General features: G+C 60.1%; 14 protein-coding genes and 1 pseudogene. 11 read left to right on the forward strand and 4 right to left on the reverse strand.

What is annotated here, in order from left to right; genetic code table 11:
* Window positions 1-421: 421 nt before the first annotated feature.
* From CQR48_RS02555 to CQR48_RS02560, 3 genes are all read right to left on the reverse strand, one after another.
* Entirely contained in the window at window positions 422-781 is a 360-nt protein-coding gene (locus CQR48_RS02555; RefSeq protein ID WP_101451937.1) for a YccF domain-containing protein, read from the reverse strand.
* Between the two features lie 40 nt (window positions 782-821).
* Entirely contained in the window at window positions 822-1,109 is a 288-nt protein-coding gene (locus tag CQR48_RS08985) for a hypothetical protein (RefSeq protein ID WP_143252460.1), read from the reverse strand.
* Between the two features lie 368 nt (window positions 1,110-1,477).
* On the reverse strand, window positions 1,478-2,506 hold the full coding sequence (locus tag CQR48_RS02560) for an aldo/keto reductase (protein WP_101451901.1): 1,029 nt from the start codon (window positions 2,504-2,506) through the stop codon (window positions 1,478-1,480).
* A 143-nt stretch (window positions 2,507-2,649) separates the two neighbouring features.
* Between CQR48_RS02560 and CQR48_RS02565 the strand changes: the two genes are divergently transcribed.
* The 11 genes and pseudogenes from CQR48_RS02565 (at window position 2,650) to CQR48_RS02620 (ending at window position 16,354) form a co-directional block, all read left to right on the forward strand.
* Complete coding sequence (locus CQR48_RS02565; protein ID WP_244898908.1) at window positions 2,650-4,020, forward strand: glycerate kinase; 1,371 nt, start codon at window positions 2,650-2,652, stop codon at window positions 4,018-4,020.
* 1,015 nt (window positions 4,021-5,035) lie between these two features.
* Entirely contained in the window at window positions 5,036-6,253 is a 1,218-nt protein-coding gene (locus CQR48_RS02570; RefSeq protein ID WP_101451903.1) for a trans-sulfuration enzyme family protein, read from the forward strand.
* A 131-nt stretch (window positions 6,254-6,384) separates the two neighbouring features.
* Window positions 6,385-7,248, forward strand: coding sequence for an amino acid ABC transporter permease (locus tag CQR48_RS02575; protein WP_101451904.1), 864 nt, complete (start codon window positions 6,385-6,387; stop codon window positions 7,246-7,248).
* On the forward strand, window positions 7,241-8,083 hold the full coding sequence (locus CQR48_RS02580; RefSeq protein ID WP_101451905.1) for an amino acid ABC transporter ATP-binding protein: 843 nt from the start codon (window positions 7,241-7,243) through the stop codon (window positions 8,081-8,083). The genes CQR48_RS02575 and CQR48_RS02580 overlap by 8 nt, the downstream gene beginning before the upstream one ends.
* Complete coding sequence (locus CQR48_RS02585) at window positions 8,084-8,629, forward strand: GNAT family N-acetyltransferase (RefSeq protein WP_101451906.1); 546 nt, start codon at window positions 8,084-8,086, stop codon at window positions 8,627-8,629. It abuts the gene before it with no gap.
* A gap of 429 nt (window positions 8,630-9,058) precedes the next feature.
* Window positions 9,059-10,243: a glutathione S-transferase C-terminal domain-containing protein gene (locus CQR48_RS02590; protein WP_180334516.1), complete on the forward strand. Its 1,185-nt coding sequence runs from the start codon at window positions 9,059-9,061 to the stop codon at window positions 10,241-10,243.
* 42 nt (window positions 10,244-10,285) lie between these two features.
* A pseudogene (locus CQR48_RS09290) lies at window positions 10,286-11,188 on the forward strand (transporter substrate-binding domain-containing protein).
* Window positions 11,189-11,523: 335 nt separating this feature from the next.
* Window positions 11,524-12,405 carry a transporter substrate-binding domain-containing protein gene (locus tag CQR48_RS02605; RefSeq protein WP_101451909.1) on the forward strand — a complete coding sequence of 294 codons (882 nt, stop codon included), beginning with the start codon at window positions 11,524-11,526 and terminating at the stop codon, window positions 12,403-12,405.
* A gap of 42 nt (window positions 12,406-12,447) precedes the next feature.
* Entirely contained in the window at window positions 12,448-13,581 is a 1,134-nt protein-coding gene (locus CQR48_RS02610; RefSeq protein ID WP_205827811.1) for a glutathione S-transferase family protein, read from the forward strand.
* Window positions 13,582-13,652: 71 nt separating this feature from the next.
* Window positions 13,653-14,969, forward strand: coding sequence for an amidohydrolase (locus tag CQR48_RS02615; protein ID WP_180334517.1), 1,317 nt, complete (start codon window positions 13,653-13,655; stop codon window positions 14,967-14,969).
* Window positions 14,970-14,974: 5 nt separating this feature from the next.
* Complete coding sequence (locus CQR48_RS02620; RefSeq protein WP_101451911.1) at window positions 14,975-16,354, forward strand: O-acetylhomoserine aminocarboxypropyltransferase/cysteine synthase family protein; 1,380 nt, start codon at window positions 14,975-14,977, stop codon at window positions 16,352-16,354.
* A 469-nt stretch (window positions 16,355-16,823) separates the two neighbouring features.
* Here the strand turns inward: CQR48_RS02620 and CQR48_RS02625 are convergent, their stop codons facing one another.
* Window positions 16,824-17,981, reverse strand: a complete 1,158-nt coding sequence (locus CQR48_RS02625; RefSeq protein ID WP_180334518.1) for an Ldh family oxidoreductase — start codon at window positions 17,979-17,981, stop codon at window positions 16,824-16,826.
* Window positions 17,982-18,174 lie beyond the last annotated feature (193 nt).

The raw sequence follows: 18,174 nt of genomic DNA on the forward strand, positions 1-18,174 counted from the left end.
TCCTGTGAAAACGGGAGAACATCCTCGCTGCCGCTTAGAGGAGATGATTTCCCAGTTTGTTGCGGGAGTTTATTGCGAAATACGATTTTGGTGCTTTTCTCCCAGAAACGGCTTCAGGGCCGATTTTTCAGAATCGCAAGATTTCAACGTTTCTGTTGGGAGATCTTCCGTGGAAGCGCCGGATTGGGCTGAACTCCCACGTCGCGTGCGGGAGTTCAATGGCAGATTACGGAACCACTCGAGTTCTCCCGGGAGAGCGGTGTCTGACGGACCGTTCCGGGCTGAACTCCCGCAGTCTGACGGCATCTCCTCAGCCAATCCAGTAAATCAAGCCTGCCGTCATCGTGAAACATCCGATATTCCGGATTCGTCTGGCAGTTTGACGGCATGCTTTGCGATTGCATCGATCATGAACCGGTAATCATTGAACCTGCGCGCCGAACGGCCACAACGCGAGCTTCGCCATCTTGAACGACTGGATGCCGAACGGCACGCCGATGACGGTGATGCAGTTGAGTACGCCTGCAATCACGTAGCCGATTGCCATCCAGATGCCGACCAACACCACCCAGATGATGTTGGCGAGCAGTGAGCCGACGCCACCGCCATACACCACGGACTTGCCGAACGGAGTGAGGGTCAGGCCCGCCATTTTGAACGCTTGGATGCCGAGCGGGATGCCGACGATGGTGATGCACAGCACGATGCCGATGATTGCCCATGCCACAGCCAGTTCGAGACCGCCGAGAATCAGCCACAGGATATTGCCCAACGTGTTCATGTCGCCCATTGTGCATGGCGCGGGTGACATGGTTGATTGGTCAGGTGCGGTTGGGTGAGCATGACACGGTCGGATGAGGTTGGGTGGAGACGGTTGACAGGGCGCGATTGGACGGGGTGGTTGTGTAGCGGGTGATTGAATTGTGGCGGTCGGGGATTGAGCTGGTGAAGATTGCGTGGGACGGGTGTGGTTGGGTGAGCGCGGTCGGATGGGCTATGAACGGTGTCGCGAAGGGGCAGGCGTGGATAATCGGCTTGACGGGGATGACTGCTTGCACATCAGGCTGGACGTTGCCTGAGCGAATCTCAGAGTATTCACAGGGAAACATATTGTGAACCCAAGGTGACGTCCGTATCCTAAATTATGTCAGCAAAAGCTGATGGGGTTCTCCTCTTGAATCCCATAATTCAATCCCTTCTCTCTTTTTTTCTCTCCTTTCAGGGCCCGGTCTTCCGGGCCCTTCTCTTTTCCCGTTCTGGCTGTCGTCGCGCGCGTCGGCGACGCAGCAGGACTGCCATCGTAGCCGGTTTCGCGCCTCCACAAACTGGCTATGCTGGGCGGTTCGTCAGCGTAGCTAGTTTGTGAAGGCTGGGCTGTCGTACTGATTGCAGCTGGTCTTCCGCAGCGGCACCGCATCCGGATTATCTGCAACCGGCTCATCCGCAACCGCAATCGTTGCGAGCCCACCACAGACGGTTACCGCCCGTCGCCCGCGATCCGGTCTATGGCGGCGAGCTCGTCATCGGTGAAATCAGGCCCGTTCAACGCGCCGAGGCTGTCGAGCAGCTGCTGAGGTCGGGACGCGCCCACGAGCACACTGGTCACTTCGCTCTTGCGCAGCAGCCAAGCGAGCGCCATATCCGCGAGACTCTGCCCGCGCGCAGCGGCAATCGTATTCAACGCGACAATAGCGTCATGCGTGCGTGCCACGTCGGCTTCGGTGAGGAACCGGCCGTCCCTGGCCACGCGCGAATCCGCTGGAATCCCGTCCAGATACCGGTCGGTGAGCAGTCCCTGGTCGAGCGGGCTGTAGGTGATCAGTCCCTTGCCCAGCCGGCTGACGGCATCGAGCAGACCGTTGTGTTCCACGGTCCGGTCGAGGATGTTGTAGCGGTTCTGCGCGATGATGAACGGCACATGCAGTTCGTCAAGGATCGCCGTGGCCGCTTCGAGCCGTTGCCCGTCATAGTTCGACAGGCCCACGTACAGCGCTTTGCCGCTTGTGACCGCCTGCGCGAGCGCACCCATGGTTTCCTCGAGCGGCGTGTCCAGGTCAGGGCAGTGGTGGTAGAAGATGTCGACGTAGTCAAGGCCGAGTCGCGTCAGACTCTGATCGAGGCTGGCGAGCAGGTATTTGCGGCTGCCGTGGTCGCCGTATGGGCCGGGCCACATGTCGAATCCGGCTTTGGTGCTGATGACCAGCTCGTCGCGGTGTGCGCCGAAATAATCGTGCAAAATCCTGCCGGCGTTGCGTTCGGCGCTGCCGGGTTCCGGCCCGTAGTTGTTGGCGAGGTCGAAATGCGTGATGCCATGGTCGAATGCGGTGAAGCACAGTTGTTTCATCGTGTCGAACGGCGAGAAATCGCCGAAATTATGCCAAAACCCGAGGCTGATGGCGGGCAGTTTCAAACCGCTGCGGCCGCTTCGCCGGTAGGGCATGGTCTCGTATCGGTCGGGGGATGGCGTGTATGTGCTGATACCGGTGGTGTTGGTTGATGATGGCATCGTTGTCTCCTGCGTGCTGGGTTCGTGCACTGGGTTCGTGCGTGGTGTGCGGCGTGCGGTGGGCTGGCGGCTGGCGTTCGGTTGCGAATGCCTGACCGTGTCGTGTCGTGCCGCTGGTTGCGTCCTCATTTTAGGCTGGAGCCGTGAAGTTTCTCATTGCGATGGATTCGTTCAAAGGGTCGCTTGATGCCGTGGCGGCATGTCGTGCGGTCGTGCGCGGGGTGAAGGCCGTTTGCCCGACGGCGTGTTGCGATATCGCGCCGATGGCTGATGGGGGAGAAGGCACGCTGGATGCGCTGCTGGCTTCCGTTGGCGGGCGGCGCTGCAGTGCGATGGTCCACGATCCGCTGATGCGGCCGGTCCGCGCGGAGTACGGGCTGTTGGATGCGCAGAATATCGGCGGTGTGAGGGGAACCGCGGGTACACAGGGAATCGCGGGTGCACGGGGATTCGCTGGTGTGCGAAACGCCGGAAATGCGAATCGTGCGACAGCGGCCGAGTTCGGGCGTGTCGCCGTGGTAGAGATGGCGCGTGCCAGCGGCCTGCAATACGTGGATGAGCATACGCACGACCCGCTGCATGCCAGCACGTTCGGCACTGGCGAGCTGATCAGGCACGCGCTCGATGATGGGGCGTGCACGATTATCGTTACGCTCGGCGGCAGCGCGACCAACGATGGTGGCGCCGGCATCGCTCAGGCGCTTGGCGCTCGATTACTGGATGCGACCGGGCGGGACTTGGAACCGGGCGGTGCGGCGCTCGCGCGACTCGACCATATCGACACCGCCCGCATGGACCCGCGACTCGCGCATACAGAGGTCCGCATCGCCACCGATGTCACCAATCCGCTGACCGGGCCGACTGGCGCATCCGCGGTATTCGGGCCGCAAAAGGGTGCGACCCCTGGTATGGTCCGGCAGCTTGATGATGCGTTCGACCGGTTCGCGCAGGTCATCGAGCGTGATTTGGGGCGTTCTGTCGCCGCGGTTCCCGGATCCGGGGCAGGGGGCGGAACCGGGGCGGGACTGCTCGCCTTCACAAACGCGACCATCGAACCCGGCATCCAGCTTGTCGCAACAGCCTCGCGGCTGGCGGGCAGGGCGCGGACGGCAGACGTGTGCATCACTGGGGAGGGGCGGATCGACGGGCAGACCGCCTACGGCAAAACCCCGGCCGGTGTCGCTCACATCGTCAAACGAGCCAATCCGCGCATGGTGGTCGTAGCGCTCGCCGGAGCGGTCGCCCGCGGTGTCGCCGCAGTGCCACAGGCAGTTGCCGGGAGCCGGGGTGTGGATGGGTGCGCCGATGGCTCAGCCGCTCGGCCTATTCCTCGGGATGATGCCGATTATTCGGCATCCGCGGATCTCTACGCGTGCGGCATCGACGCAGTGTTCCCGATCATTCGCGAACCGCAGTCCCTTGCGGACGCGTGCCGGGAGACCGCCGATAACCTCGCCGCCACCGCCGCAAACGTCGCGCGGCTGCTCGCCGCTGTGGCGGGCGCAGACCGGTAAAGGCTCGCTGCAGGTTCCTTCTCGCCGGGCGGTGCCGTTGTGCGAGGATTCGCTCACACGGTGACCAGTGCAGTGGTTGGAATCGTCTTGTAGGGGTAGCCAGGCCTCCGTTGTGTGAGGATTGACTCACACAGTGACGGGTCGGGAGGCTGAGGTCGCTGGATTCGGCGGCTGGAGGTGCGGGTTTGTGAGGATCGGCTCACATGGTGACCGTTCCGTTGGTCGGAATCAGCTGATTGAGCTGGTCAGGGGCCCGTTGTGTGAGGATTCGCTCGCACGGTGACCGGTCCGTTGGCAGGAATTGGCCACACAGACTGGTTCGTCCCTTGTTGTGTGAGGATTGGCTCACACAGTGAACCGCATCAATATGTCCCTTCGCTGAGTGCACTGAGGATGACGCCATCCAGTGAGCCGAAGCATGACGAATTGTGTATGCCGGGACATGCGCGATCGGTACTTTGTGCGTGGGGAACGGCTTGGAAAGTGACGGTGTGGTGAGTTTCGTATGCTGGGGCGTACGTAATCACTGTTTTCATCCCGAGAGCCTGGTGGTTCAGTGGTGATGTGGTGAGTTGTGTATGTCGGCGCATACGCAGCCAGTGGTTGAGTGCTGTGCCAAAACAGACCCGCCATCACCGGTGCCGATTGTCCTTCGGCTGCAGCGTCGCTCCCTCGCTCCGCGGCGCCCGCTGCCGCGTGTCGCAGCGCTGTCTTCTCGTGGTGAACCGCCACCCGCATCCCGCGTGTCGCGCTCGCCTGACTCTGCCCGTCAAACGGCAAAACCTCAATCGCCGCAACGGTTGTTAGCCGCATATAAGTATCCCGTATGCCTTGCAGCTTGTATCTGCGAGCCTTGCGCGATTAGGTTCGTAACCAACGCGAGGCCGAAAGGTCCCGCCGCCGGCAACACGGCAGACACAACCAAACCAAACAGCAAACACAACAACCCAACAACTAAACCAACAATCCGCCCGGCCTGCCCGCGGCGCTTGCGACACTACCTAGGGGGTGCACTATGACGAGGTTCAACACTCAGCTGGTCCACGGACTGCCGGTGAACGATAACACGACCGGGGCCGTGAATCCGCCTATCTACAACTCATCCACGTATGCTTTCGAATCGGTCGAGTCCATGCCCCGCTGGGATTACGCGCGCAGCGGCAACCCGACCCGCGATTTCCTCGAACGTCAGATCGCGCAGCTTGAGCATGGCACGCGCGGTTTCGCGTTCGCGTCCGGACTCGCTGCGATCCACGCGGTCCTCTCGATTTTCAAGCCCGGCGATCGCATTGTCGTCGGCAGCAACGTGTATGGCGGCACCTACTCGCAGTTCAACGAGCATTTCACCCGCTGGGGATTGGTCAGCCAGCCCGTGGACACCAATGATTACGAGGCGCTCGAAGCGGCGATCAGCGGCGTTGGCGTCGCCGGCGACGAGGACGGTGCCAGTGAACCCGCCAAGGCCGTCTACTTCGAAACCCTGACCAACCCGCTGCTGCAGGTCAACGATGTCGCCGCGATTGCGCGGATTGCCCACAAGTACGGTGCCATCGTGATTGTGGACAACACCTTCGTGACCCCGTATCTGCAGCAGCCGCTGGATCTGGGAGCGGACATCGTCCTGCATTCGGCGACCAAGTATCTGGCCGGGCATTCGGATGTCATCGCCGGTCTCGCCGTCGTGCGCGACGACAAGCTGGGCGAGCGCGTCTACTATGCACAGAACCGGCTGGGCGGTGTGCTTCCGCCGGCTGAATCCGATTCCGTGCGTCGCGGTATCCAGACGCTCGGCCTGCGCATCGAACGCCAGCAGAGCAACGCCGTCGCCATCGCGAACTGGCTGCTCGACAACCCGCTCGTTGCGACCGTCCACTATCCGGGCGTCGAAGGCGGTCGCCAGCCAGGCGACACCGACAAGGGGCTCAAAGGCTTCGGCGGCGTGCTCAGCTTCGAAGTCGTCAAAGGCATCGACCCGGCGGAAATCCTCAACAACCTGCACCTGTTCCGGCTCGCCGTCAGCCTCGGCGCAGTGGAAAGCCTCGCCGAACTGCCGTGTCGCATGACGCATTTCGAACTGCCGCGCGAGGAACGCCTCAAAGTCGGCATCACCGACGAGCTCATCCGCCTGTCCATCGGCATCGAAGACGTGAACGACCTCATCGAGGACCTCGACCAGGCGTTCGCGGTCGCGGAGAAGGCGGCTCAGCCTCAGTTCGTGGAGGTGGCGCGGTAGGCGGGAAAGCGACCTGACTGCGTGGATACTGTGACGGGAACGTCGCCAAGTGTTTCGCAAGAACCGTAACCGCATCCCGCAAGGGTCAACGAAACGTACAACAATACATATCAAGGAACACGCGCATTATCATGCCTGATTTATTCAATGCAAAACTGGTGTTTACCCAGATTCCGCAACTATTGCGCTATCTGCCGGTCACATTGGAACTCACCGTCGCTGCCGGCGTCATCGGTTTGGCACTCGGCTTCGTGATCGCGCTCATCCGTGTCAAGCGTACGCCGGTACTGTACCAGATCAGCACGGTGTATATTTCGGTGCTTCGCGGCACTCCTATCATCGTGCAGCTGTACATCAGCTACTTTGGAATTCCGATTTTCCTCAAGTACCTCAATTATTGGAACGGCACGAACTGGGATATCAACAGCGTGCCGCCGGTCCTGTTCGCGATTCTCGCGCTCGCGTTCAACCAGTCGGCGTTTATGGCGGAGGTCATTCGTGCGGCGATCACTGCGGTCGATCCGGGACAACTTGAGGCGGCGCGCTCGCTGGGCATGTCTTCGGCTCAGGTCAGGCGGCGGGTCATTCTTCCACAGGCGGGTGTCATTGCCTTGCCTGGTCTGATGAATTCGCTTATCGGCCTGATCAAGGGCACCTCCTTGGCGTTCGTGTGCGCGGTCGTTGATATGACGGCGGCTGGCCAGATTATGGCGGGCTCGTCATACCGGTACTTCGAGATGTACTGCTCACTGGCAATCATCTACTGGGTGATCACCCTGCTACTGGAGCGGGTCGGTGCCTGGCTCGAACGCCGACTGTCTGTCCCTGAACAGGCACCGGCCTTGCGGCAGGTGGCGCAAACCGAACCCGAACAGGCGCAGCCAGTTCAGACGGCGCCGGCGCGTGGATCGGTGCGCAGACTGCCCGCATTGAATACGCCGGGGATTGCAACCTTGGCAGGAACGGTAGCCAAGGAGGCGGTCGCCCGTGATTAGCATCAGGAATATCAGCAAATCCTTTAATGGGCACAAGGTACTCGACGGAGTCGGCATCGATATCGAGGACGGCGAGGTCGTGGCGTTGATCGGCCCGTCGGGAACAGGAAAATCGACATTTCTACGTTCCATCAATCTGCTGGAGCACCCCGACACCGGCGAACTGGAAATCGATGGCAAGACATATGACCTCGCCAACGCGTCAAAGGACGAGACACTCGAGATTCGCCGGTCGACCGCTATGGTGTTCCAACAGTTCAACCTGTTGCGTAATCGCACCGCGCTGCAGAACGTCATGGAAGGGTTGACCGTGGTCAAGCGCCTACCGAAGAATCAGGCGCAAGACAGGGCCTTGCGTGAACTGCGCAATGTCGGTTTGGAAGCTTGGGCTGACCATTACCCCCAGCATCTGAGTGGCGGGCAACAACAGCGTGTGGCGATCGCACGGGCGCTGTCCATGGATCCGCGGCTGCTGCTGCTTGATGAGCCGACATCGGCCCTCGACCCCGAACGCGTGAACGAGGTGCAGCGTACGATTGCTACGGCCGCCGAGGCGGGCAATACCATGCTGTTGGTCTCCCATGAAATGGGTTTCGTTCGTAGCATCGCGAGCCGGGTCATTTTCCTCGAAGGGGGAAAGATCGTGGAACAGGGGACTCCGGAGGAGATTTTCGGCAATCCGCATACCGACCGGTTGCGTGACTTCCTATCTTCCTTCGAACGGTATGGGACGGACCATCCCGGTGCCGATGCCTCCCGGAACGTATCCTGGCAAGCACAGAAAGCGCGTCGTGAAGAACATGAGCGTGAGGATTTCGCATTGGAGGCGGTGTGAATGACAGTGACTGCGTATGCTGACGCAAGCACGCTGCCAGTTGGTCTCAAGGATTGGGATTTGGGTTCCGGCCTGCATCTGAGGCTTGCACATCCCGACGAATATGACGCTGTGGGGCGCACGCTGGTGGAGGCGTTCTCCACGAATGGTCCGATGACCAAGGAATACCATCATCGGCTCACTGATATTTCTGGAAGATCGGCGAAAGAGGATATCTGGGTCATCTCCGATGCGTCCGGTGAGTTGTATGGCGCATGCACGACGGTCAAGCCCGCATTGAGCAACGAACCGACATTCGAATTCAATACCATGGGTGTGCTGCCAAAAGGGCGCGGCCACGGGTTGGGCAAAGCCTTCGTGGAACACAATATCGCGGTCGCCAAGGCATACGGCTATAGACGGCTGCTCATCCATTCCGGCCCAAATATGCCGTACGCGCATCGCCTGTACCAACGGTGCGGTTTTGTGCGGCACCCTGAGATGGAGACATTGATTGTCGATGGAGGACAGCGGTTATTGTTCTTCATTTACGACATCACCGAATAGAACATGATTGATCGACGGCATCGCTGGATTGTTTCCGGTGATGCCGTCAGTCATTTCTGACATCATGCGGCGAAAGGACAAGAGATATGACGGATTACGAGTGGGAATCGCATGACAGGGCGACAACACCCGGCGAAAACGCAATCAGCGACGACAACGCAATGGCTTCCCGAGTCACCGCAATCCGTTCCATGCCATCGGCGCATTGGAAGAGACGATGTAGACGGGAGTTGTAAGACCATGACGGCACGTGTTGCACGCACGTCATCAACTTTGCTGATAATACAGAATCGTTATATCGACACTGCATAAACGGTGATAGGCGCAACGTTGTGTTCGTGACTGCGGACGCCGATAATCGGAAATCAAGCAACCGGTTCATCAAACCGGATTCCAATCCCCGTACATCATCAACGTGAGGAGAAACATATGACATTCGATTTTTCGACCAACGGGCAACCACTGTCAGTCGTGGCCGCAGATGCTTGCGGCGTTGCGGCACACCGTGAGCGTGTGTCCCGTCCTGGACATGACGAGCGGGATCGTCCTGTAGAAGAAACGACCGTCGAACAGACGCCGGATGGGGCGTTCCGCCGTCAACGCAACGCGTTCACCGTCCGTTTCGGCTCTGGGCCGGGTCAGGCGCCGGTGCAAGCCGGGCGTTACCACATCCTTGGAGCGCTGGGCTGCGGCTGGAACCGCCGTCAGCGCATCGTCATCCGCCTGCTCGGCCTGTGGGACGCGTTCACCCCTGAAATCGTGTACGGGCGTGACGAGAACGGTTGGAAACTGACTCACACTCCGGGAGGCGTGGCGGATCTGTTCGGTTACGAGCGGCTCAACGATTTCTATCGTGCCACCACCGACCATTTCTCCGGTCGCGGTACCTCGCCGACCGTCGTCGATTTGAGCACCGGGAAAGTCGTGACGAACAACTATCACATCCTGAGCAACGATCTGGAGACCGCTTGGGCGCCGTTCCACAAGGAGGGTGCGCCGGACCTATACCCGCAGGAGCTTCGCCAGGAGATCGACCTGCTCAACCAGCAGATTTTCGACGACGTGAACAACGGCACCTACAAGGTGAATTTCGCCACGTCGCAAGGTGCTGCCACCGCCGCTTACACAATTTTCAAAGCTCGCCTCGCCGATTACGATTTCCGTCTGGCTTCCCGTCGTTATCTGTTTGGTGACCGGATCACCGACAGCGACGTACGGCTGTTCCAGACCCTTGAATCCTTCGAAAGCACGTATCGCCCCGGATTTGTGCGCACTTTCAACACCGATGAGATCATCCACATCTGGGATTATCCGAACCTGTTCGCCTACGGCAGGGATCTGTTCCAAACGCCCGGGTTCATCGATGACGAGGAACTGTATGCTCTCGGCTTCACGCCTGACGAGAACGGCAACTATCGCGCAGCGACCTGGGAGGAGAACGACGGTCCTACACCGCAGACGGTGAAAGATGAGCATAAGGCGCTGTATGAACGTTGGCTGGAGCCTGCCGATCGTACGCATCTTAGCGGTTCGCCCCTGTATTCCGGCCCGGGCGGCGGCGGCAGCTTCGAACTGTGGCAGTTCGGCGCGTACGACGGGTTCTACCGGGACTGAACCTCACGCCCGACGTAAGGAACAGAAGAGAAGAAAACTGATATGACAGACACGATATCAACGAGAACCGGCCGTAGCCTGGCGTCTGCTTGGCGGGCGGGTGCGGCGGCGGTGCTGGCCGTACTGCTGGCTGCGGGCACAGCTGCATGCAGCGGTACGGGAACCGCGACGAGCAGTACGGCGAACTCCGGAACCAAAGTGCGCACCATCACGGCGGTATCAGCAGGTGCCCCGGAGCCGTTCATCACCAAGGCGTCTGACGGCTCGTTGTATGGACAGAACATCGAGCTGACCAAGGCGATTTTCGCTAAACTGCCCCAGTACAAGCTGGTGTGGAAGACCGCGGACTTCTCGGCGATCTACCCGGGACTGGACGCGGGCAGGTACCAGATGGGCGTCAACAATTTCTCCAAGACGGCGAAGAACAAGGACAAGTACCTGTTCAGCGACCCGTTGTACTAGGCGCCATACGTGGCGGTGGTGCGCAAGGACGATTCGCTGAAGAAGGTCTCATCCTTCGCGGATCTCGCCGGTAAGCGCATCATCGTGCCTCCGGCAGGTTTGTACAATATCGTGTCCTCCTTGGAGGCTTACAACAAGAAAAACCCGTCGAAGGCATCCAAGATCGTCTACTCGCAAGCCGAGGAAGCCGATGCCATCCGCCAGGTTGAGAACGGCACCGGCGACGTGTACTTCCTTGACGGGCCGAGCTATTACTATCTCAAAGACAAAGCCGGCATTGATGCCAAGCGCATCGATATCGGTGAAGCGGTGGAATCAAAGTTCTCCGCGGACAGCCATGCCTACCTGATTTTTTCGAAAGACCAGACGCAGCTGCGCGACGATGTCAACAAGGCGCTCAAGCAGGTCATCAAGGATGGTACCGCTACAACAATCAGCAAGAAATGGTTCGGTGAGGATCTGACAGGTTCTTCAGGGGACTGAACGGTCCGGAGACGCTTCCGAACTCAAGACGGCCTGTGCCATCCTACAAGGTGGTGCGGGCCGTCTTGCGTTTTCGGCACGGTTTGTCCCGAACGTTTTCGGCGCTCCCGCCGCCGGTTGCAACACGTTCCAACTTTCCCTGATAGGCGTTCGACAAACGGTTTTCCCTGAAAACAGGCGACCCAATAACCTGCCATAACCACGTCTTGTGGAGCCGGGGGCGTTTCATGCATGTCGCGCCGATAACGTGCGGTACATACCAATCATCAATCAGGTGCTAATTGGGTTTCGGCAAGACAATCCAAGGCAATCACGCAAAGAGATATGGAGACAACATGAAAAACAAAGGACTGATTATCAAGGCCGCCGCATCATTGGCCGCCATCGTATTCGCCGCATCCGGGCTGTCCGCATGTGGCTCGGGGTCGGCATCGTCATCTTCGGCATCATCTTCGTCGGGCACGAAGACCCGCACAATCGTCGCGGTCACCGGTGGCGGTCCGGCGCCGTTCGTGTTCAAGGATGCGGACGGCAATGTCAGCGGGCAGAACGCCGAACTGACAGAAGCGATTTTCGCCAAGTTGCCCCAATACAAGCTCGAATGGAAGACCGCAGAGTTCAGCGCCCTGTTCACTGGTCTTGATGCCGGCCGCTACCAGTTGGCCGTCAACAATCTGAGCAAAACCAAAGAGCGTGAGCAGAAGTACGAGTTCACCTACCCGATCTACCAGGACCAGTATGTCGCGGTCGTCAGCAAGACAAGCGGCATCAAGGCAATCAACACACTTGACGAGCTGGCTGGCAAGAAGGTCCTCGTCTGCGCTTCGGGATGCAACATCTCCCTTGCGCTGAAGAAGTACAACGATGCCAACCCGTCCAAGGCTTCGAAGCTTGTCTACACGCAGAATGAAGGACTTGACACCATTCGGCAGACGGAGAACGGCACCGCGGACGTGTACTTCCTCGACAAGCCGACGTTCGGCTATCTCAAGAAGAAGGGCGGTCTCGATACCAAGGCGTTGAGTCTGGGGGAGAAGGCGCAGTCTTCACTGTCCTCCGACAGCTACAGCTATCTTGTTCTGCCCAAGGGCGAGACAAAGCTGCGCGACGACATCAACAAGGCCTTCAAGGAAGTCGTCAAGGACGGGACATCGAAGAAGATCGACGTCAAATGGTTCGGCGCTGACCAGACGCCCGACGCCAGCGTCCTGAATTAACAGAACGAGACTTGCGAACCATGAAAACGAAAAGGAGCACTGATGGCGCAGCAGATTACGCTAGACGGAACGGTTCGGGCTGCTTGCTTGCTGAGCAATGCGACGAATGATGGCGATGGTAGCGGTTATGCCGCTTTGAAACGGGTGAGAGACGAAATTACGCCTGAAGGGGATTTCCGCCGCCAAGGTAATAAGATTTCTCGTCGGTTCGGATACGGACGAGGACAAATCCCGGTTATCCCGAACCGGTACCGCGTGATTGGGCTGATTGGCTGCGGCTGGAACCGGCGTCAGCGCATCGTATTAAGGCTCACCGGCCTCGACCAGGTGGTGGCGATTGAGTCCGTGCTCGGCAAAACCGATGCTGGGTGGATTCTCGATCCCGAAGGGCTGGGCAAGAAATTCGGCTACACGCACCTCGTGGATTTCTATCGTGCTACTGATCCGGAATTCTCGGGACGCGCCACTTCGCCCGCCGTCATTGACGAACAGACCGGCAAAGTCGTCACCAATGAGTACCAGACCTTGACGCTGGATTGGGAAACCGTATGGAAGCCATACCATAAGCAGGGAGCGCCGGATCTGTACCCGGATTTCCTTCGACCGCAGATCGATCTGCTCAACCAGCAGTTGTTCGACGACATCAACAACGGCACCTATAAAATCATCTTCTCTCCGCGTCGGGATGTCGCGCAGGCGGCCCTCGACGTGTTCGAGGCCAGACTCGCGGAAATCAACCAGCGTCTCGAAAACCGGAGGTACCTGTTCGGTCCGTACCTCACCGACAGCGATGCGCGTCTCTTCCAGACACTAGCCGCCTACGAAGTGACCTACCGTCCACGCGTGGTCAAACGTGTCGGACACGATGTGCGTCACTTGTGGGACTATCCGCACCTGTGGTCGTATGCCCGGCAGCTGTTCCAGACCCCGGGATTCATCGACGATGAGGAATTGCGCGCCTTGGGATTCCTGCCGTTCGATGACGGTTCATATGCGTATTCGTTCGGTTACACGACCACAACCGACACCACTGAGGACAACGGCCCGGCCGACCGGCAGGCCTACTACGAACGCTGGAACGAACCGGCTGACCGATCCGCACTGACCGGTTCATGGGAATATTCGGGTCCGGGAACCGGCGGTATGGATGCGCTGTGGAGCTTCGGCGACATCTGATTGCCGACACAGCGATTTCCGAACCTCATCGCTCATTTCCGAGCGGCAGACACCACGAGAAGGAGAAACCCATGCCCCTGCGCGACAGCGAGCTGCACGAATGGTACCGATGGTTCCACCAGCATCCGGAACCGTCCTATGCTGAAGTGGAAACCACGGCGAAAATCGCCGGCATCCTGAAAGACCACGGTGTGACCATTCTTGAGAGCGGACTGTCTACCGGGTTGGTCGCGCAGATTCAAGGCACGCGGACGGCCCCCGGCGTCACGTTCCCGGTTGCGACGCGTCATCATGTGGTCGCGTTGCGTGGGGACATTGACGCGCTGCCTATCCAAGAACAGACCGGATTGCCGTACACATCGCTGAATCCGGGATACCTGCACGGGTGCGGTCATGATTTCAACCTCATGGTCGCCCTCGCCGCAGCGCTTGAGCTCCAAGAGAAGCGCAGCGAATTCGCAGGTACGGTGAAAGTAATTTTCCAACCGGCGGAAGAAGTCGCTGCCACCAAGGACACACCGACGGGTGCGGTCGTCGTCCTACGTACAGGGGTCTTGGATGACGTCGAGGCATTCTTCGGCACCCATGATTCCAACGCGCTCGAACCAGGTCGGATCGGCATCAGTGCCGGGCCGGTCAGCGGGGCCGTCGACAAGTTCTCCATCACCATCACCGGGCAGGGATCGCACGCCGCCCATCCTGATGCCGGCCGCAGCCCCATCCGCCCGCTGATCAGTCTGGCACAAGGGCTGGAAAGCCTCGCGGGGCTCGACCTTGACCCCACCCACCCGCGTGTGGTGAGCATCACCCACATTGAGGCGGGCAGCACATGGAACGTCATCCCTGACCGGGCATTCATCGAAGGAACCGTGCGCACCGCGTATCCCGAGGACCGGCGCCTCCTTCATGACCGGATACAGGCACTGGTAGACGGTCTGGCCGATGCGTGGTCGGTGGATGCCGATTTCCACTGGGACTATGGTTCGCCGGCGGTTGTGAACGATGCCGGCTGGGCGCGCATCGCCGAACAGGCAGCCCGCGAGGCCGGCCTTGAACCGCAATCCTCGCCGGTCACGCTTGGGGGAGAGGATTTCTCCTACTATCTCGGCCATGCTCCTGGCGTTTTTCTGCATATCGGCGTAGGCAACGGCGACCGGCCGATGCACGGCCCTACCTTCTACCCGCAGCTTGACGCGCTCGCCCCTGCTGGCAGGACATTGGCGACGCTCGCGTTGCTTGCGTTGCGCAATCTCGACAACGCCGACGATGCCGGCGACATCGATGATGCCGCAGATTCCGCAAGTTCCTCCAATGAAAGCAGTTTTGGCGCGGTAACGACGCTCCCTGCCATACCCCCTATCCATCCACACGTATCCCAAAGGCGATGACCCCAATGACCAACCCATCCGTTCCTGTTCCCGACCACACTCTGGCAATCGCTGCGCCTTGCGCGATTCCAGCCGGTGACACCGCGGATAGAGCGTTCGCCACCGCGGCGATTCATGGGGGATACGACACTGCCGGCAACGCCGAAGCATGCAACGTGCCGATTTACGCGACCGCGGCATTCGACATGCACACTGCGGAACACGGCGACAATCTCGCCTCCGGGGCGGTACAGGGATTCTCATACTCTCGCGTCGCCAACCCGACCACCGCCGTACTGGAACGGCGGCTCGCCGAACTTGAAGGCGGTGCCGAAGCGGTCGCCGTGGGCTCCGGCATGGCCGCCGTCTCATACGCGCTTCTGTGCGCCGCGGAAGGCGGCGGGCGCATCATCGCCCCCACCAGCCTGTACGGTGCCTCGGTGGACGCGATGCTTTCGTTCTTCCCCCAATTCGGTATCCACACCGATTTCGTCGACGACATCAACGACCTTGACGCCGTCGAAGCGCTGATTACACCGCAAACCCGCGCCATTTTCGCGGAATCTGTAGCCAACCCCTCAACCGAAGTGGCCGATGTGCCCGCGCTCGCCACACTGGCCCACCGTCACGGTGTCGCACTGATCATCGATAACACCGTCCCCACACCTTACTTGTACCGGCCAATCGAACATGGTGCGGATATCGTTGTCCACTCCACCACCAAAGGCATCACAGGGCATGGCAACGCCATCGGCGGAGTCATCATTGACGCGGGACGATTCGACTGGTCCCGTGGGCGTTACCCGCAGTTCACCATGGTCGAACAGGCTATCAGTGACGAGCGCAACGGTGAATTCCACAGTTTCTGGGACAAATTCGGCTCTCTCGCGTTCATCCGGCGCATCCGCGTGAAATACCTGCGCACGCTCGGGGCGGTACCCAGCCCGTTCAACAGCTACCTGCAACTGGTCGGACTGGAAACTCTCGCCGTCCGTGAGCGCCAAGAAGTTGTGAGCGCCGCCGCCATCGCTCGGCATCTGTCGCAACATCCGCGCATTGAACGTGTCAACTATGCTGGTCTGGGCAACACCGCGCAGGCGGCCTTGGTCGCTCGTGATTTCCCTGACGGTGTGGGCACGATTCTGTCGTTCTCGCCGCAAGGTGACGAGAGCCGCGTACTGCGCATCATCGACGCGGTCCGTGTATTCTCCTACGTGCCCAATATCGGTGATTCGCGCTCGCTGATTGTCAACCCGGCCCGCATCACGCACCGGGAAGTCCCATCGCGCTATCTGAAGGCCGCCGGCGTGGATGACCAGCTGATCCGCCTGTCGATCGGCCTTGAGGATGTCTCCGACCTGATCGCCGACCTGGACCAGGCCATCGAACGGGCGTACAGAGATTGATGTATACGGCACGCTGATGGATGCACGACGGTGCCCCGGTTTGGTTGTCACACTGGATGTCGTCCCCGTCACCGGAGTTCCGTTAGTCCCGGCGGATTGTCTGTTGTGTGAGCAAATCCTCGCACAACAGACATCTGGTGGTCGCGAATGACTGTTTCCAGTCATCAAACCGGTCACTGTGTGAGCGAATCCTCACACAGTGACCGTCAGACAAAGACAAACCACACCACGGGAGGGTCATGGCCTGTTATCGTGTGAGCGAATCCTCACGCAACCACAGGAAAAACCGGCAAACCAGTCGATTCCGGCCACCCAACCTGTCATTGTGTGAGCGAATCCTCACACAACGACACCCCTACAAGCCAAACCCCTACCACAAGACAATCGCGACCCCGCTGTGTGAGCGGATCCTCACACGATCACACAACAAGCACCACAGCTCGGAAGCCCAGGCATCTGGGAGTTTCTGCTACGCGGGAAGCCCATCCACGATCTCCTTCTGGCCTTCGACTGCGCCCGCGTCCTCATCACCACCGCCACCATCCGCCCCCTCAACCCGCACAATCTGCGGTTCGTCGATATCCAGCCCCCACGCGATATCCCGCACCTGCCGGTAGGTCACGTCGTCGATCGGAACACTGTCGTGGTGCTGGGCGATTGCGGCGCGTTCCTTGTCGCCGGGGAACAGCACGGGATGCCCGTCACTGGAGGGCAGGGAACGCAGGCGTTTGGCGAGTTGGGAGACCCGCGCGGCGAGCGCATCGCTGCCGCCGTAGACTTCTGGGGAAATCACGAGGATGCTGTGGCTGATGTGAGTGCCCTTCAAGTCGATGGATGCGGGCGCGTCTCCGAGCAGTCCGGTGAGCAGTTCCACCGCAAGCCCCAGGCCGTAACCTTTGTACCCGCCGCCGTTTTCGCCTGGTCCGCCGAGCGGGGTCAAAGCGGCCCGGCGTGGATTGGAACGTATGCCGTTCATGATGGCCGCCGGGTCGTGGTTGACGGTTCCGCGCGCGTCGACCGCCCAGTCGGCGTCGATGGACGTGCCGGTCTTCTCGTGAATCTCGATTTTGCCTAGCGACACGGTGCTGGTTGCCGCGTCGAAATCCAGCTGGTCGTCCCCGTAACCGGCGGCCACGGCGATCGGGTCGCTGCCCAGTGCGGGAACTGCGGTGTGTGTTGGCGCGACAATCGGGTTGGAATTCGTCGAGACGATGCCAACGAATCCGGAATCGGCGGCTTTGCGCGCGTATTGCCCGGCGGTGCCGAAATGGTTTGAATTGCGCACGGTCACCAGGCCTACACCGTGCGATTGCGCCAGTCCGATGGCCAGATTGGTCGCCTCGCGCATGGCGAGCTGCCCCATGGCAGCGTGGCCGTCGATGAGCAGGCTAGCCCCTTTGCTGCGCACGATGCCGGGGCGGGCGTGCGGGTCGATGATCCGATGCCGGATTTTCGCGTCGTACATGGCCATGCGCTGCGTGCCGTGCGAGCTGATCCCCCTCTGGTCGGCGTCGATGAGCGTGCCGGCCAGATACAAGGCGTCAGTCGAATTGAAGCCTTGCTTGCGGAAAATGGAGGACAGCGTGACCCGCAGGGACGGAACGCTGACCTGGAAGATACGTGGCATGCGGAACCTCCTTGGATGGGACATGCGGCGTGCCGGCATCACGGTGCGATGATGCGCGCCGCATCCGGCAGTGCGGTATGGCTGTGTGACCGCAGATGGCTGCAGTCAGTGTGAATGCGTTGGTTGTCTTTGACCCTAACAACCTGCACGCTTTCGTGTGGTGGCGTTGCGTTCGCAAAAATCGATAGCCGGC

Origin of the sequence: Bifidobacterium thermophilum (assembly GCF_002846655.1) — a bacterium.
Classification (GTDB): domain Bacteria; phylum Actinomycetota; class Actinomycetes; order Actinomycetales; family Bifidobacteriaceae; genus Bifidobacterium; species Bifidobacterium thermophilum.

Coding starts and splice junctions, on each gene's coding strand:
- CQR48_RS02555 (WP_101451937.1), bottom strand. CDS start 781: ATGAACACGTTGGGCAATATCCTGTGGCTGATTCTCGGCGGTCTCGAA.
- CQR48_RS08985 (WP_143252460.1), bottom strand. CDS start 1,109: ATGTTTCCCTGTGAATACTCTGAGATTCGCTCAGGCAACGTCCAGCCT.
- CQR48_RS02560 (WP_101451901.1), bottom strand. CDS start 2,506: ATGCCATCATCAACCAACACCACCGGTATCAGCACATACACGCCATCC.
- CQR48_RS02570 (WP_101451903.1), top strand. CDS start 5,036: ATGACGAGGTTCAACACTCAGCTGGTCCACGGACTGCCGGTGAACGAT.
- CQR48_RS02575 (WP_101451904.1), top strand. CDS start 6,385: ATGCCTGATTTATTCAATGCAAAACTGGTGTTTACCCAGATTCCGCAA.
- CQR48_RS02585 (WP_101451906.1), top strand. CDS start 8,084: ATGACAGTGACTGCGTATGCTGACGCAAGCACGCTGCCAGTTGGTCTC.
- CQR48_RS02590 (WP_180334516.1), top strand. CDS start 9,059: ATGACATTCGATTTTTCGACCAACGGGCAACCACTGTCAGTCGTGGCC.
- CQR48_RS02605 (WP_101451909.1), top strand. CDS start 11,524: ATGAAAAACAAAGGACTGATTATCAAGGCCGCCGCATCATTGGCCGCC.
- CQR48_RS02610 (WP_205827811.1), top strand. CDS start 12,448: ATGGCGCAGCAGATTACGCTAGACGGAACGGTTCGGGCTGCTTGCTTG.
- CQR48_RS02615 (WP_180334517.1), top strand. CDS start 13,653: ATGCCCCTGCGCGACAGCGAGCTGCACGAATGGTACCGATGGTTCCAC.
- CQR48_RS02620 (WP_101451911.1), top strand. CDS start 14,975: ATGACCAACCCATCCGTTCCTGTTCCCGACCACACTCTGGCAATCGCT.
- CQR48_RS02625 (WP_180334518.1), bottom strand. CDS start 17,981: ATGCCACGTATCTTCCAGGTCAGCGTTCCGTCCCTGCGGGTCACGCTG.